This is a genomic window from Nonomuraea sp. NPDC050540, assembly GCF_044457485.1.
GTDB lineage: Bacteria > Actinomycetota > Actinomycetes > Streptosporangiales > Streptosporangiaceae > Nonomuraea.
The window spans coordinates 281,076-296,119 of record NZ_JBITHA010000009.1; the positions used below are offsets into that span (position 1 = coordinate 281,076).

At 69.9% G+C, this 15,044-nt stretch carries 15 protein-coding genes; 6 read left to right on the forward strand and 9 right to left on the reverse strand.

The annotated features are described in order from the left end of the window. Window positions 1-72: 72 nt before the first annotated feature. A complete protein-coding gene (locus ACIBI5_RS30305; protein ID WP_397252133.1) occupies window positions 73-981 on the forward strand; it encodes a glycosyltransferase in 909 nt (302 codons plus the stop codon). Here ACIBI5_RS30305 and ACIBI5_RS30310 read toward each other — a convergent pair. Together ACIBI5_RS30310 and ACIBI5_RS30315 are read right to left on the reverse strand one after the other, a co-directional pair. Continuing rightward, on the reverse strand, window positions 978-1,895 hold the full coding sequence (locus tag ACIBI5_RS30310) for a hypothetical protein (protein ID WP_397252134.1): 918 nt from the start codon (window positions 1,893-1,895) through the stop codon (window positions 978-980). The genes ACIBI5_RS30305 and ACIBI5_RS30310 overlap by 4 nt on opposite strands. Further along, window positions 1,892-2,350, reverse strand: a complete 459-nt coding sequence (locus ACIBI5_RS30315) for an RNA polymerase sigma factor (protein ID WP_397252271.1) — start codon at window positions 2,348-2,350, stop codon at window positions 1,892-1,894. Before ACIBI5_RS30315 ends, ACIBI5_RS30310 begins: the two co-directional genes overlap by 4 nt. A gap of 89 nt (window positions 2,351-2,439) precedes the next feature. Between ACIBI5_RS30315 and ACIBI5_RS30320 the strand changes: the two genes are divergently transcribed. Beyond that, the gene (locus ACIBI5_RS30320; RefSeq protein ID WP_397252135.1) at window positions 2,440-3,147 is read left to right on the forward strand and encodes an acetoacetate decarboxylase family protein; all 708 of its coding nucleotides are present in this window, start codon (window positions 2,440-2,442) and stop codon (window positions 3,145-3,147) included. Here ACIBI5_RS30320 and ACIBI5_RS30325 read toward each other — a convergent pair. From ACIBI5_RS30325 to ACIBI5_RS30350, 6 genes are all read right to left on the reverse strand, one after another. Beyond that, the gene (locus ACIBI5_RS30325; protein WP_397093842.1) at window positions 3,144-4,025 is read right to left on the reverse strand and encodes a glycosyltransferase family 2 protein; all 882 of its coding nucleotides are present in this window, start codon (window positions 4,023-4,025) and stop codon (window positions 3,144-3,146) included. The two genes, ACIBI5_RS30320 and ACIBI5_RS30325, sit on opposite strands and share 4 nt — an antisense overlap. Window positions 4,026-4,212: 187 nt before the next feature. After that, a complete protein-coding gene (locus ACIBI5_RS30330) occupies window positions 4,213-4,980 on the reverse strand; it encodes a CDP-alcohol phosphatidyltransferase family protein (protein WP_397252136.1) in 768 nt (255 codons plus the stop codon). Continuing rightward, on the reverse strand, window positions 4,958-6,016 hold the full coding sequence (locus ACIBI5_RS30335) for an iron-containing alcohol dehydrogenase family protein (protein ID WP_397252137.1): 1,059 nt from the start codon (window positions 6,014-6,016) through the stop codon (window positions 4,958-4,960). The genes ACIBI5_RS30330 and ACIBI5_RS30335 overlap by 23 nt, the downstream gene beginning before the upstream one ends. Before the next feature lie 11 nt (window positions 6,017-6,027). Further along, window positions 6,028-6,759 carry a sugar phosphate nucleotidyltransferase gene (locus tag ACIBI5_RS30340; RefSeq protein WP_397252138.1) on the reverse strand — a complete coding sequence of 244 codons (732 nt, stop codon included), beginning with the start codon at window positions 6,757-6,759 and terminating at the stop codon, window positions 6,028-6,030. 78 nt (window positions 6,760-6,837) lie between these two features. Beyond that, window positions 6,838-7,446 carry a DUF5941 domain-containing protein gene (locus tag ACIBI5_RS30345; RefSeq protein WP_397252139.1) on the reverse strand — a complete coding sequence of 203 codons (609 nt, stop codon included), beginning with the start codon at window positions 7,444-7,446 and terminating at the stop codon, window positions 6,838-6,840. An 11-nt stretch (window positions 7,447-7,457) separates the two neighbouring features. Next, a complete protein-coding gene (locus ACIBI5_RS30350; protein ID WP_397252141.1) occupies window positions 7,458-8,915 on the reverse strand; it encodes a CDP-alcohol phosphatidyltransferase family protein in 1,458 nt (485 codons plus the stop codon). Between the two features lie 95 nt (window positions 8,916-9,010). Between ACIBI5_RS30350 and ACIBI5_RS30355 the strand changes: the two genes are divergently transcribed. Continuing rightward, a complete protein-coding gene (locus tag ACIBI5_RS30355) occupies window positions 9,011-10,402 on the forward strand; it encodes an SDR family NAD(P)-dependent oxidoreductase (RefSeq protein WP_397252142.1) in 1,392 nt (463 codons plus the stop codon). 20 nt (window positions 10,403-10,422) lie between these two features. After that, window positions 10,423-12,150 (forward strand): CDP-glycerol glycerophosphotransferase family protein, encoded by a 1,728-nt coding sequence (locus tag ACIBI5_RS30360; protein WP_397252143.1) that lies wholly within the window; start codon window positions 10,423-10,425, stop codon window positions 12,148-12,150. Here the strand turns inward: ACIBI5_RS30360 and ACIBI5_RS30365 are convergent. Continuing rightward, window positions 12,113-13,129: a glycosyltransferase family 2 protein gene (locus tag ACIBI5_RS30365; protein ID WP_397252144.1), complete on the reverse strand. Its 1,017-nt coding sequence runs from the start codon at window positions 13,127-13,129 to the stop codon at window positions 12,113-12,115. The two genes, ACIBI5_RS30360 and ACIBI5_RS30365, sit on opposite strands and share 38 nt — an antisense overlap. An 82-nt stretch (window positions 13,130-13,211) precedes the next feature. On the opposite strand from ACIBI5_RS30365, the gene ACIBI5_RS30370 reads away from it, so the two are divergent. After that, window positions 13,212-14,666, forward strand: a complete 1,455-nt coding sequence (locus tag ACIBI5_RS30370) for an LCP family protein (RefSeq protein WP_397252145.1) — start codon at window positions 13,212-13,214, stop codon at window positions 14,664-14,666. A gap of 28 nt (window positions 14,667-14,694) precedes the next feature. Next, window positions 14,695-15,042, forward strand: coding sequence for an STAS domain-containing protein (locus ACIBI5_RS30375; protein ID WP_397252146.1), 348 nt, complete (start codon window positions 14,695-14,697; stop codon window positions 15,040-15,042). Window positions 15,043-15,044: the final 2 nt, after the last annotated feature.

Genomic DNA, 15,044 nt, shown 5'->3' on the forward strand with positions numbered 1-15,044 from the left:
GGCAAACCTCAGCATCAAGACATGCGGGTATGTGTCGCGACGATTGACCATCATCCCGAGGATGCCAGGATCATGCATCGGCAGATCCGCGCACTCCTCGATGCGGACCACGACATCACGTACGTGGCGCCGTTCACCTACTTCAACGTGACACCACCGCTGCCCATCACCGCGATCGACGTACCGCGCGGCGCCGGGCACGGCAGGGCGCGGGCCGCCCTGCGCCGCGGCGTCAGGGGCGCGGACCTGCTGCTCGTGCATGACGCCGACCTGCTGCGCGCCCTGCCCTACCGGCATCCGCCGGTGGTCTGGGACGTACGCGAACCGGCCGACTCCCGGCGTGCCTCACGCGCGGAGCGCCGCCACCACGTGATCTCGCCATCCGTGGTGCCAGAGGCCACTCTGGTGTCGCCCGCCCCTCCCCCTCCCGGCGACACCAGGGTGGTCCACCTCGGTCGCCTGACGGCCGAGCGCGGCGCCGCCGAGCTCATCGCGCTCGCCGAACGGCTGGTGCCGCACGGCATCCGCCTCGATCTCATCGGCCAGGCCGACCGCGAGGCGCGGGTGTTGCTGCGCGACGCCCAGCGGGTCGGCCTGCTCGACTGGTTCGGCCATGTGCCCAACCGCCACGCGCTGCGCATGGTCGAGGGCGCCTTGGCCGGCATCTCCCTGGCGCCCGCCGACGTCACGGGCGTACCGACCAAGGTGCTCGACTACATGGGGCGTGGCGTGCCCGTCATCACCACTCCTCAGTCGGGCACGCTGGTGCAGACCGCTCGCTGCGGGCTCGTCGTCCCATTTGACGTGGACTCGGTACGGCATGCCGTACTCGACCTCAAGGAAGACCCCGACCGCAGGGCCAACATGGGCGCCCGCGGCCACACCTACGCCCGCCTGCACCACCACTGGCCCGACCACGCCCCGGCCTTCGTGGCCCGCATGGAGTCGCTGGCAGGGGTGGCGCACTCACTGGCGGTCTAGAAGCGGGCGAGGTCGAAGGTCGCGTCGATGAGGCCCACCGCGCGCACCCGCGGGTCCTCCAGCAGCTTGCGCAGGCGTTCGACCGGCACGCCCTCGTCGAGGTAGGCGTAGGCGAGCCCGTCCTTGGCGGCCTTGCGGACGCGGTCGAGGGTGAGGTCGAAGGCGCGCAGGTCAGCCGCGTCGGAATCCTGGAGGATCTTGTCCCAGGAGCGGAACTCCGCCAGGATCCCGGTCGGGTTCTCGTAACACCAGCCCGACGTCCCCCTGACCGGCGTGCGATCCCACGTGCCCGACCCGAACGTGATCGGCACGGATCCGGGCCTGGCCTCGTAGACGATCGTCTCGGGGCAGGCGTGGTAGGTCTTGCCGAACGCGACCAGCTGCTCGGCCGTCGCGGGTTGGTTGAACTCCACCATGGCCAGGACGTTCATGCCCTTCGGCAGCTCGGCGAGGATCTTGCGGGCTTCGTCCTTGTCGAGGGGAGACTTGTGCCCGACCCTGCTCAGCGCGGTGGCCACCGCGGTGTTGGCGTCGTTGCCCAGGGGCAGGTGCCGCAGCCCACCGAAGAGGTTCGTGGTGATCTCGTAGGGCACCTCCGCATTGCCGTAGAACCCGCCGTAGGCCCTGAGCTGACCGGCCGTGAGCGGCAGGCTCGCCGACCAGGGGGTGGTGTCGCAGCATTCGCCGAGCACGATCCGATAGGACGGGTTGTACATCTTGAACGCCGTCCCGAACACGTCGTGGATACGGTCCGTCCGCCCACTGCCCTTCTGCACCAGGATCGGCGCCAGCACCAGCACCAGCACCAGCGCGAGCAGCCCGGCCAGCACGAGCGAGGCCGTCTTGACCAGCCCGCGCCGTACCGCCTTCCTGGTGGCCTTGGGGTCGAAGTCGGGCAGGTCCAGCTCGCTCATCCGGGGGCTCCGTAGGTCTCGGCGAAGGCCGCGCGGGCCCGCCATAGCGCTGTCTTGATCGTGTTGTGCTTCTTGCCGGTCATCGCCGCCACCTCGACCATGGAGAAGCCCTCCAGGTAGACCAGCTCCAGCAGCCTCCTGTGCTGGGGCGGAAGGCGGTCGAGGGCGTCGCGTACCTCCAGGGCGTCGACCCCCATGGAGGGGACGCCGAGCTCGTCCGGATCGGGTAAGGCCAGCTCGACCCGCCTCCGGCGCACGTGGTCGAGCAGGACGTTGCGGGCGATGGCCAGCAGCCAGGCCGCCGGGTTCTCTCCGCGCCAGCCGAGCATCGCCCGGGTGGCCTTGACGAAGGTCTCCTGGGCGAGGTCCTCGGCCAGGTGGGGGTCGCGGGTCCGGCGCAGCAGGAACCCGCACACGAGCGGCCAGTGCTCGCGATAGAGCTCCTCGATGATGATGGCCTCCGCATTCCTTGGACAGTCACATCAGACCAGACGGGATCCGGACAGGAATGGTCACATCGCTTCGTGGTTGATGTACTGGAGGCATGGCATCGCATCTGATCCAGGGCCGAACGGTGAGTCTGCCCGTCCGGGTGAGAGACGCGACGGTCTGCAGCACGATGTACCCGGTACGCGCCGACGCCGCCCGAGCGGTGATCGCCTACTCGGGACTGGACGTGGCCGAGGTCTTCCCCGGCAAGGCCGTCTGCACGCTGATCTTCGTCGACTACCGTGACGGCGACCTGGACACCTACCACGAGTTCGGGGTGGCGTTCCTGGTCCGTCAACCGGGTACGGCGGGCACAGCGGGCCTGTCCGATCTGCGGAACGCCGCGGCGTTCATCCACTGGCTACCCGTGGACCAGTCGTTCACCATGGAGGCCGGCCGTTCGATGTGGGGATTTCCCAAGGAGCTGGCCGAGATCGACCTGAGGTTGTCCTCCCCCTACAAGCGCTGCATCGTCCGCAAGGACGGCCGCCTGGTCATCGACCTGCTGCTGAAGCCGGGTTTCCCGGTGCCGAGGCCGGCCGTACCCCTGACCGCCTACACCCACCGCGACGGCGTCACGAGGAAGATCCCCGCAGAGATGTCGGCGAAGGGCGTTCGGCTGCGGCCGGGAGGCGCCCTGGTCAGGCTGGGCAACCACCCGATCGCCAAGGAGCTGAGCGAGCTGGGCCTGCCGAAACGGGCGCTGCTGAGCACGACGGTGGAGCGGGCGAGCATGTCCTTCGGAGCCGCGGTGGATCTCTAGACGATGGGCGGGCGGCCCAGCTTCACCATGCGCCAGGCGGTCTTCCACGCCATCGGGCGGCGTTCGCCCGCCGGCGTGCGCAGGCCCTCCAGGAAGCCGGTGAACCACGCCTTCAGTGCCGTGCCGGAGCGTTCGCGCACCAGCGTGAGCACGACCCAGTTGACCAGGTAGAGGGCGGCCAGCGGCCAGGGCAGGTTGCGCCGGGCGAGCCACACGCGGTTGCGCGCGTTGAGCCGGTAGAAGTCGGCGTGGCGGGTCGGCGGCACCTGCGGGTGGTACATGACGGTCTCGGCGTCGTACTCGATCCGGTAGCCCTCGCCGAGCAGCCGCCAGGCCAGGTCGGTCTCCTCGTGCGCGTAGAAGAAGCGCTCGGGCAGCCCGCCCACCTGGAGGAAGGCGGAACGCCGGATGGCCGAGGCGCCCCCCAGGAACGTGGTGACCGGCGAGGAGCGCTGCGGGTCCCCTGCGCGCAGGCGCGGCACGTGGCGCCGCTGGCCGACGCCGCCTTCCGGGTCCATGACGCGGAAGGAGATGACGGCCAGATCGGGCTCGGTGGCGAAGCGGTCGCGTACGTGGGCGACGACCTTCTGGTTGGCGTACCAGCCGTCGTCGTCGAGGAACAGCACGACGTCGCCCGAGCACTCCTCGACGCCCCGGTTACGTCCGGCCGGGATGCCGGTGTTGTGCTCCAGGCGGACCGTCTTCACGATCGCGGCCGAGCCCTCGGGTGGCGTCGCCGTCACCTCGGGCACGTCGGCCCCGTTGCCCACGATCACCACCTCGACGTCGCCGTCGACCTGGTTGAGCGCGGAATCGACCGCCCGGTTCAGCTCCGCGACCCGGTTGCCCATGGTGAGGATGACGCACGAGATCTTCAACGGGTCATCACCTTGACGCGTTGAGAGCACGAGCGGAGCATTCTTTCATGATCACCGAGTCTGCTGGTATGCATATTTCCTGATATTGGTGGAGCTAAGCGTATCGGAACCGTGGGTGAACCCCCACCGAACGGCGGACGTCCGATCAATACGACGGACGCCGAGCCTGAGCGGTTCCGACGAGGGCTCACGCAAGCCGCCTCGATGCCAAGATGCTCACCAGGTGCAACACCATCTGGAGTCCCGCGGCTATCAGGCAGGCTACGGTGAGTACACGGGTCGCCGTGAGGTTTCCGGCCAGTTGGTCGATCACGGCCGTGCCCAGCGCGAGCAGGGACAACTCGATCGGCTGCACGATCCGGTGAAACTTCGTGGCCGACAGGACGCGCCGGCCCAGCCCCAGCAGCCCCGAGCGGAACTGCCCCACCGACGCCTCACTGGCCGAGTCGAGCCCGCCCTTGGCACGGGCCACGTCGACCAGGTCGGTCTCGGCCTTGATGAGGATCGCGCCGAGCGCGGCGGCGAAGCCCATCACCGTGTACCAGTCGGGCAGCACCTCGGAAGCCCGCCAGCCCAGCCCGGCCAGCACGGCGGCCTCGGTGAAGTAGGCGCCGACCCGGTCGAGGTAGACGCCGGTCAGCGAGGTCTTGCCGGTCCAGCGGGCCAGTTCGCCGTCGGAACAGTCGAGCAGCAGGTACACCTGCACGAGCAGGGCGGCCAGGAAGGCGCCCCAGATCCCGGGCAGGGCCATCGCGAAGCCCGCCAGGACCCCGGCGATCGTCATCACCCAGGTGAGCTGGTTCGGCGTGACCCGGGTCTTGGCCAGCAGCCAGGTGACCCGGATCGAGATCGCGCGCATGTAGAGCACGCCCGCCCAGTGCTCGCCGTTCTTGCGGTCGAGGTGGCCCTCCGGCTGGGCTACCGCGCGCAGCTCAGCTACCGAAGGCCCGGACATAGTCCGCCACCCGTCCACGCACTTCGGATTCCGACAGCCGCATGTGCTCCAGGATCGTGTAGCGACCCGGGCGGGTGGAGGGCGCCAGCATGACGGCCTCGGTGAACTGCTCCGCGCTCAGCCCGATGTCACCGGGCGCGACGGGCAGCCGGTGCTGCCTCAGGCAGTCGACGACCTGCTGGAGTCGGTCGGCGTCGTCCCGCAGGAAATAGCAGAACGCGGTGCCGATCCCGGCGAGCTCGCCGTGATTGGAAGTGCCGGGGAAAAGCTGATCCACGGCATGAAGGATCTCATGATCCCCGCCACTGGAAGGACGGGATGACCCTGCGATTACCATCGACATGCCCGACAAGATCAAGGATTCGGCCAGTACCGTCAGGAAGGCGTCGGTCTCGATGGAGTCCTTACGCCCGATCAGAGCCTCCGCCGCGGTACGCGCCATCGAGCACGCCAGCCCGTCGATCGGCTCCCCGCGCTCGACGTTGGCCAGCTGCCAGTCGTCGATCGCCGACAGGTTGCTGATCACGTCGCCCACCCCCGAACGCACCAGCGACTCGGGCGCGGCGTGGACGAAGTCCAGGTCGACCAGGATCGCCAGCGGCATCGGCACGCCGAACGACCCCTTGCCGCCCTCGTAGACCAGCGAGGCGGTGGGCGAGCAGATGCCGTCGTGCGAGAGGTTCGTGGCCACCGCGACCATGGGGATGCCGGCCAGCGACGCGGCGTACTTCGTGGCGTCGATGGTCCGTCCGCCGCCGACGCCGACGACCACCTCGTAGGCGCCCTTGCGCAGGTCGCCGCCGAGCGAGACGGCCGCGTCGACGGAGCCGTCGGCCACGCGGAAGACCTCGGCCTGATCCAGCGTGGGGGCGATCAGGCCCTCGATGTGGTCGCCCTGGCCGGGGCCGACGGCGACCGCGACCCTGCCGGAGGTGGCCACCCGGCTGTCGTTGAGCAGCGCGCCCAGCTGGGCGACCGCGCCGCGCCGTACCTCCATGGTGAGCGGCGCGGGCAGCATCCTCGCGAGAAGCGGCATCTGCGCCTCCCTCAGTAATTGACGGCTATGGTGCGAGCCTTGGCCAGGTCGTCGTGGTTGTCCACTTCGACCCAGTCGACCTCGCCGATGGGGGCGGCGTGGATCTGCTCACCGCGGTTGACCATCTCCTGGTAGCCGTCCTCGTAGTAGAGCTGAGGGTCGCGCTCGAAGGTGGTCTTGAGCGCGTCGGCCAGGCGGTCGGCGGCGCCGGGACGGATCAGCGTGGCGCCGATGTACTCGCCGTAGGCCTCGGCGGGGTCCATCAGCTTGGTGATGCGCTTGAGCGAGCCGCCCTCCAGGGTGACCTTCATCTCCTCGTCGGCCAGCTTCTTCACGTCGTCGACGGCCAGCAGGATGTCGCTGGTCTCCGGCGCGGACAGCAGCGTCTTCTCGACCGAGACGGGGTGGACGGTGTCGCCGTTGACCAGCAGCGCGCCCTGCGCGAAGTAGTCGCGCGCGCACCACAGGGAGTAGGCGTTGTTCCACTCCTCGGCCTTGTCGTTGTACACGAGCGTGAGGTTGACGCCGTGGCGTTCCTCGAGCGCGGCCTTGCGCTCCTCGACCGTCCCCGCCGCGTAGCCGATGATCACCACGACGTCGCGCAGGCCCACCTCGGCGAGGTTGCGCAGCGAGATGTCCATGATCGTGGTCTCACCGTCGACCGGCACGAGCGCTTTAGGCAACGTGTCGGTGTACGGCCGCAGGCGTCGTCCGGCTCCAGCGGCCAGCACCATTCCCAGCAACGTGCACTCCTCAGTCGAGCGTGACTCTCCAGGCCCCAAAGGTTAGTTGCCTTTTCGCCCTGCGAGGGTAATCCGCTCTTAGTCCTGTGTTCCCATATCCGTTGCTTCCACCCCGGATCTGGGCGCGGCGAGCCAGCAGGTGACGCTTTCCCAGCCGAACAACAACCAAAGGTAGAGGGCCAGCAACGCGAACCCCGCCGTGGGCAGCGATACGAGTACGGCCAGCGAGACGGCGATCATCCGCCCGTCCCAGCCGAGGCCGAAGGTCGTCAGCCACGGCGGCGGATAGACCCGCTGCCTGATCCGGTAGACCAGGTCGTAGTGGTGGAAGGCCATCGCGCCCAGCAGCATGAAGATCAGCACGGGGTGGACCCCGTGGCCGAACCCGCAGCTGGCCACGAAGGCGTACTCGATGACCCGCAGGATCGGCGGGCACAGCCAGTCGAGGCGGCCGTCGTGCGGCGCGCTGCTGCCGGGACCGGCCAGCAGCAGCGTGACCGCCGGCGCGAACACCGCGAGACCGTTGGCGCCGCCGACGCCGATCACCAGCAGGATGCCGGTGACGAAGGCGCCCGCGATGAGCGGCGGCAGGGGCGGCAGCTGCCCGGCGACGAGGGCGCCCATGCCGCGCGAGAGCGGCCCGTCGTCGCGGTAGGCGACGACGGTGCTGGCGGGGACCGGAGTCATGTGAATGGTGATCACTTCGCCATCGACCTCGCGATCCGCCCGGCGAGCGAGTAGAGGGCGGCGACGCCGCCCCACAGGAGCAGGGAGAGGAAGGTGACGCGGGCGTTGAACACCGCGGCGGTGATCGCGATCAGCGCCATCCGCTCTCCGATCGGCAGGACGATGATCTTTTTCAGCCAGCGCAGGACGCTCTCCCCCTCCATGCGCTGGGCCAGGCCGAGCATCCCCTGTTTCGGCACGGTGTAGCGCCCCTCGTCCGCCGACTCCAGCAGGGAGCGGGCCGGGCGGGCGAAGGACGAGCCGATCCGCGCGGCGTCGGAGACCGCGCCGCCGAAGGCGAAGTCGATGGTGTGCCTGACCACCTGGAGGACCATCGCGGCCGCGGCCAGGTACCAGATGCCGCCGGGGCCGCCGCCGGTCCAGGGCAGCCCGGCCGCGTACCCGATGGCGAGCCCGACATAGACGACATACTCCTTCAGCCGGTCGGCCATCGCGTCGACCCACGAGCCGAGCGGCGAGAAGGTGCGCGTGTAGCGGGCCACCTGCCCGTCGAGGCAGTCGAGCATGAACGAGAGGTAGAGCAGCACCGCTCCGGCGATCTGCGCCTCACGCGTGCCCGCCGAGAACCACACGGCCGCCAGTACGGCGAGCCCGATCGAGATCCCGGTGATGGCGTTGGGCGTGAGCCGGAGCCTGGCCGCCAGCCTGATGAGGTAGCGCGACCAGACCGAGACGAAGTGGGTGGCGAAGAAGCCGTCGTCGTCCTTGACCGCGAAGTTGAGCCGCACCCGCGACTCGTCCACCTCCGACAGCCGCTCGATGGCGCTGTCGGCGGAGGCCTGCGCGGTGACCCGGTCGCTGTGCAGCGGCCCGATCGCCGCCGCGCGCACCCGCACGCCGTATCGGACCAGCCCGACCAGCAGCAGGTCGATCGCCTCGACGGGGCTGACCGGGCCGAGCCGGCCGGTCTCGGCCAGTTCCGCGAGCTCTTCCGCGACCTCGGCCAGGCTGCCGAGGTCGGCCTCGCCGGCCTGAAGGACGCCGCGGAAGGTGGCGTTGGCCTCGGGGACGAGGTGGAAGGAACTGCCCGCGGCCACGACCTTGCCGCCCTCGACGCGCACGGGCGGGCGCAGGGGCGCGGCGGAGGGGTCGTGGCTGACCAGCGCCGCCGAGCCACGGGCCGGATGTTCGAGCACCAGGGCGAGCGCCTCGGTGTGGGCGACCAGGTCGGCGGGCAGCACCGCGACGGGACCGGCGCAGACGCGCGCCAGCTTGGCCACGCCGCGCAGGTCGGAGCTGAGCCCGTTGCCGGACGACAGCACCTGCACGTCGCGCACGGGCAACGTGACGAGTTGGTCGCTGATCCGGTCGAGCAGGGTTCCGTCGGCGCAGGAGAGCGTGGCGGCCGGTGTCGTGGCGAGGATGGCCACGGATGTGGCGGTGATCTCTCGCGTGAGTGAATCGGGCAAAGCGCAGGTCTCCTCCCAGTCGCGAGGGAGTGCGTGGACACAGCGTAGCGACCTGGCGACGCGATATCACGGAACAAGACCGTTACGCTCGCGGCATGGACTCTCGGTTGCGCTCTGTAGGGGTGGTTCTGGCCGGCGGGGTCGGTCAGCGTGTCGGGCTGAACACGCCCAAACAGCTGATCAAGATCGCCGGGCGGACGATCCTGGAGCACACGCTGGCCCTGTTCGACTCCGCGCCGGAGATCGACGAGATCGTGGTGCTGATGACTCCCGGCTTCACCGACCAGGTCGAGGAGATCGTGGCACGGGGGCGTTTCGGCAAGGTCAGCAAGATCATTGAGGGTGGCGCGAGCCGTACGGAGACGACGTGGCGGGCGCTGAAGGCGCTCGGCCCGCAGGAGTGCAACGTGCTCCTGCACGACGCCGTGAGACCGCTCCTGGAGCCCCGGATCCTCACCGAGTGTGTTCGGGCCCTGGAGACCTATTCGGCCGTGGACGTGGCCATCCCGAGCTCCGACACGGTCGTCGTGGCGGTGCCGGGACCGCGCGGGGAGATCATCCGCGACATCCCCGACCGGTCGCGGCTGCGGCGCGGGCAGACGCCCCAGTGCTTCCGGCTGTCGGTGATCCGCGAGGCGTACGAGCGGGCGTTCGCCGACCCCGACTTCGACAAGCAGCCGGCCACCGACGACTGCGGCGTGGTGCTGCGTTATCTGCCGGACGTGCCGATCTACATCGTGCCGGGCAGCGAGCACAACATGAAGGTGACGCATCCGGTCGACGTGTACATCGCCGACAAGCTCTTCCAGCTCGCCGCGGCCGGCGCGCCGGCGCCGCAGCCGCGCGACTACCGCGAGGCGCTGGCCGGGCGGAGCGTGGTCGTCTTCGGCGGCAGCTACGGCATCGGCGCCGACGTGGTGGACCTGGCCCGCGGCCACGGCGCCGAGGTGCACTCCTTCTCGCGTACGCAGAACGGCGTGCGGGTCGAGGACCTCTCCTCGGTGGCCAAGGCGCTGGCCCAGGTCGGCCGGGTCGACTACGTGGTCAACACCGCGGGCGTGCTGCACATGGGCAAGCTGGCCGAGGTCACCGACGAGACGATCGCCGAGACGGTCGGGGTCAACTACCTGGGCCCGGTCAACGTGGCCCGCGCCGCCTATCCGTACCTGCGCGAAAGCAACGGCTGCCTGCTGCTCTACACCTCCTCCAGCTACACGAGGGGCCGCGCCGACTACAGCCTCTACTCCTCGACGAAGGCGGCGGTGGTCAACCTGACCCAGGCGCTGGCCGACGAGTGGGCGGGCGACGGCATCCGGGTCAACTGCGTCAACCCGGAGCGCACCAGCACGCCCATGCGCGAACGCGCCTTCGGCGAGGAACCCGCAAACACTCTGCTGTCTCCGCGCGCCGTCGCCCAGACCTCACTCGACGTGCTGATTTCCGACCTGACGGGGCAGGTGATCGACGTCCGGCTCGACGGGACCTAAAGCTGTTACTGTCCGAATGCATGCGGAGACTCTGTGTCAAGGCCGTGCTTCTGGGCAGCTATCCGGTCCTGCTGCTGGCCGCCCTGTGGCCGCACCCGCTGCTGTTCGCCGCCGTGGCCGCGCTCTCCTACCTCGCCGAGCACCTCGCGGCCCGCGTGGCCAGGCCGTTCGTGGACCTGCTTTCGCGGGTGCACCTGGGCGTCACAGTGCGCTTCGTGATCAGGGAGATGGCCGCGGTGATCCTCGTGGCCAAGACCACGGGCCCCGGCTCGCCCTGGCTCACGGCACTGGCCGTCGGGCTGTTCGCGATGCACGGGGTCCGCGCGGTGCAGACGAGCCTCGCCATACGGCTGCGCCAGACCGTCGCCACCATGCCGGTCACCACCCGCCACCTCGACGTCACCGCGCTCAACCTCCCGAAGACGCCGCCCGAGTTCCTCACCAACTACCGCGGCGTGCGCTTCCTCTACCTCGACGTCCTGCCCGTGCTCGGCGCCGCGCTGGGCGGACTGGCCGCCGCCGCGGGCGCGGCTCTCGGCCTGCTGCTGGGCTGCGCCGGGGTGCTGCTCCTCATCCCCTACGTACGGCGGGCCGCCCCGCTGACCGACGCCCCCCGCATCCTGGCCGTCGTCGACAAGCAGGTCAGGGACTACCACCCCGAGGTCATCCTGTACTTCAGCGGCGCCAACGAGGCCGCCTACCAGGCCAGGATGTGGCTGGCGACGCTGGAGCGGATCGACCGCCGGGCCATCGTGGTCCTGCGCGAGCGCGGCCTGGCCGACCGGCTGGGCCAGACCACGCTGCCGGTCCTGTGCATCCCGTCGTCGGCCGACCTCATGGGCTTCCACGCGCTGGGCAGCGCCCGGCTGTGCCTGTACGTGGCCAACGTCGGCAAGAACATCCACATGCTGCGCATCCCCGGCATGCGCAGCGTCTTCGTCGGGCACGGCGACAGCGACAAGGAGGCGTCGTTCAACCCGTTCTCGCGGGTCTACGACGAGGTGTGGGTGGCCGGTCCCGCCGGGCGCGACCGCTACCGGCGGGCCAGGGTCGGGGTGCGGGACGAGAACGTGCACGAGGTGGGACGGCCCCAGCTGGAGGGGATCTCGGCCGAGGGGCCCGGCCTGCCGTACCGGACGGTGCTGTACGCGCCGACGTGGGAGGGATGGACGGACGACCTGCACCACACCTCGCTGACCACGATGGGGCCGCGGATCGTGCGGGCGCTGCTCGACCACGAGCCGGAGCTGCGAGTGGTCTACAAGCCGCATCCGCTGACCGGGCACCGGGACAAGGCGGCCGCGCGGGCCCACGCGGAGATCGTGGCGATGCTGGACGCCGCCGCGCTGGCCAGGTCGAAGGCCAGGCATCCGTCGGGCGGGGCGGCCAGGGCGCCGGTCAAGCATCTCGTGGTGACGAAGCCGGACCTGTACGCGTGCTTCAACCAGGCGGACCTGATGATCACCGACATCTCCAGCGTGGTGGCCGACTTCCTGGCCAGCGGCAAGCCGTACGCGGTGACGAACGTGTCGGGGATGGCGGAGAAGGCCTTCCACGAGCGCTACCCGACGACGGGCGCCGGGGTGTTGCTGGGCCAGGACCTCGCGGCCCTGGCCGGGTTCTTGGACGGGGAGGACGCGCTGGCGTGCGCGCGGCGGAAGCTGCGCGCCTACCTGCTGGGCCCGGACGAGCCGGATGCCCTCACGCGGTTCAACGCCGCGGTCGAGCGAGCTTTCTGGGACTCGTGAGGAAGCCCCAGCCCCAGGAGACGTGCATGGTCGCGTAGACCGCCGGGAGCCTGAGCTTGGCCGCCCCGGGCAGGCCGCTGCCGGTCAGCGCGGAGCCGGCCACGATGGCCAGCGCGTAGCCGCCGGGAACGATCAGCGCCAGGGGGAAGAACGGCGAGACGATCAGCCCGAGCGCCATCGCCAGCACCGCGAAGGGCGGGGCGAGGTAGCGCAGGTTGATCGTGCCCTCGTGGGTGCGGGAGACCACGCGGCGCCAGCGGCCGTAGTGGAAGTACTGCTTGGCCAGGGCCTTCACGTTGGGCCTCGGCCGGTAGGAGACCCGCATCCTGGGCTGGAACCACACGAGCCCGCCGGTCTGGCGGATGCGGTGGTTCATCTCCCAGTCCTGGGCGCGCTGGAAGTGCTCGTCGTAGCCGCCGACCCGCTCCAGCGCCTCCCTGCGGAAGACGCCCAGGTAGACGGTGTCGGCGGGGCCGGCCGTACCGCCGATGTGGAAGGCGGCGGCGCCGACGCCGATCTTGGAGGTCATCGCGCACGCGACGGCCTGCTCGAACGGCGTGATCCCTTCGGCGGCCATGATGCCGCCGACGTTGTCGGCGCCGGTCTCCTCCAGCGTCTCCACGGCCACGCGCAGGTAGTCGTCGGGCAGCATGGCGTGCCCGTCGACCCTGGCGATGATCTTGTTGCGGGAGGCGCCGATGGCGGCGTTGAGCGCGTTGGGGGTGCGCCCGGTGGGGTTGGGGACGACCGTGATCCGCCGGTCGGCCGCCGCGATGGCGTCGGCGACCTCCTGCGTCCGGTCATGGGAGGGTCCTACGGCCAGCACGACTTCGATCTCGCCCGGGTATCGCTGGGACAGGATCATGTCGACGGCCTCTTGGAGGTGCCGCTCCTCGTTGAGGATGGGCATGACGACGGAGATGGGTGGCCAGGCGCGCGTATCCGCGTGCGCGTGCGGCGAGTCGGGCAACTGCTTCATGGCGGGCCTCACGCTACTGTACGAGCAGGGGAGGAAGGCAATCGAAAGCCAGATCCCTCCGGCAGGATAAAGGGGGCAGTGCATGGGCGGGCCGGGCGAGGAGGACGCGGGAGTGCATGTGGGCGGCGACGCCTACGGCGGCGTCAGGCTCGCGAGCGGCCGCAAGCGCAAGCCCCCCAAGAGCGCCAAGGCCCGGCGGCGTAACCTGCTGATCGCGGGGGCGCTGTCGACGGCGGTGCTGGTCGGCACCGGTGTGGTGTGGGCGACGCCGCGCCAGATCGCCGGGGTCGACGCCGGCATCACCGAGTCCGCCCCCACGAGCGCCATGAACATCCTGCTGGTCGGCGTGGACAAGCGCGACAACCTCACCCGCCGGCAGCAGAACCAGCTGAAACTGGGCCGGGAGAGCGGCGAGCGCACCGACACGATGATGGTGATCCATCTGTCGGCCGACCACCGCAAGGTGACCGTGGTCAGCCTCCCCCGCGACACCTGGACCGAGATCCCCGGCAAGGGCCAGCACAAGATCAACTCTGCCTACCAGTTCGGCGGGGCGCCGCTGGCGGTCAAGGCGGTGCAGCAGGCGACCGGGCTGAAGATCCACCGCTACATCGAGGTCAACGTCCTCGGCTTCATCGACGTGGTCGACTCGCTCGGCGGCGTGACCGTGTGCACACCGGTGCCGATCAACGACCCCAAGACCGGGCTCAACCTCGCCGCCGGCACCCACGAGCTGGCCGGGACCCAGGCGCTCGGCTACGCGCGCACCCGCGCCACCGTCCGCTCCGACCTCGACCGCATCGACCGCCAGCAGCAGGTCATCTCGGCGCTGCTCAACAAGGCGCTCAGCGCCGGCACGCTGGGCAACCCGGCGCGGCTGGCCGCGTTCGTCAACTCCACGCTCAGGACCATCAAGATCGACCCGGACGACGGGCTGCTGGGGCTGGCCACGCAGATGCGCGACGTGTCGCTCGACGACGTGCGCTTCGCCACCGTCCCCCTGGCCAATCTCGACTTCAAGACGCCGACCGGCGAGTCGGCGGTGCTGTGGGAGAAGGACGCGGCCAAGGAGTTGTTCCGCCGCATCGCCGCCGACGAGGACCTCGCCAAGCCCACGCCCAAGCCGACGCCCAGCGCGACGCCGTCCGCCACGACGACCATCCCGCCGGAGCGCATCTCGGTCAAGGTGCTCAACGGCACGCTGATCACCGGTCTGGGCGCGCGGACCAAGACCGCGCTGAAGGAGTCGGGCTTCCAGGTCCCGGGCGAGCCGGGCAACACGACGAAGAAGGACTACAAGAAGACGATCATCCGGTACGGCCCCGGCCGGGCCGACTCCGCGCGTACGGTGGCGGCGGCCATCCCCGGCGCCGAGCTGCGCGAGGCCGACATCCCGGGCATCGAAGTGGTCATCGGCGCGGACCAGCCGAAGATCAAGAAGCTCAAGCCGTCCGGCGAGCCGAGCCCCAAGCCGAGCTCCACCGCGACCCCTACGACGAAGACCGCATCCCAGAACATCTGCCGGAAACAAGCATAAGAGCCTGCAATCCGGGCAGGTGACGGGCATGGAGGTCAGGTCCTGGCACGAGGAAGGCTGTACGGTCGTCCACGCCCGCGGAGATCTAGACGTCTCAGGGGCGCCCCGTCTCAGCGAGGCCATCGACGCGGTGTGGAGCGGAGCCGATCCTCCCCATCTCGTGATCGACCTGACCGAGGTCCCGTTCTGCGACTCCGTCGGGCTCGGTGTGCTCGTGGGCGCGCTCAACCACGTACGGGAGCTCTCGGGACGGCTCGTCCTGGTCGTGGAACCGGGCATGATCACACACCTTCTCACCATCACCAACCTCGACCAGCACTTCGTGACCAGCCCTTCTGTCACGGCGGCACGCGCCACACTGACCACGGCGGCCTAAGC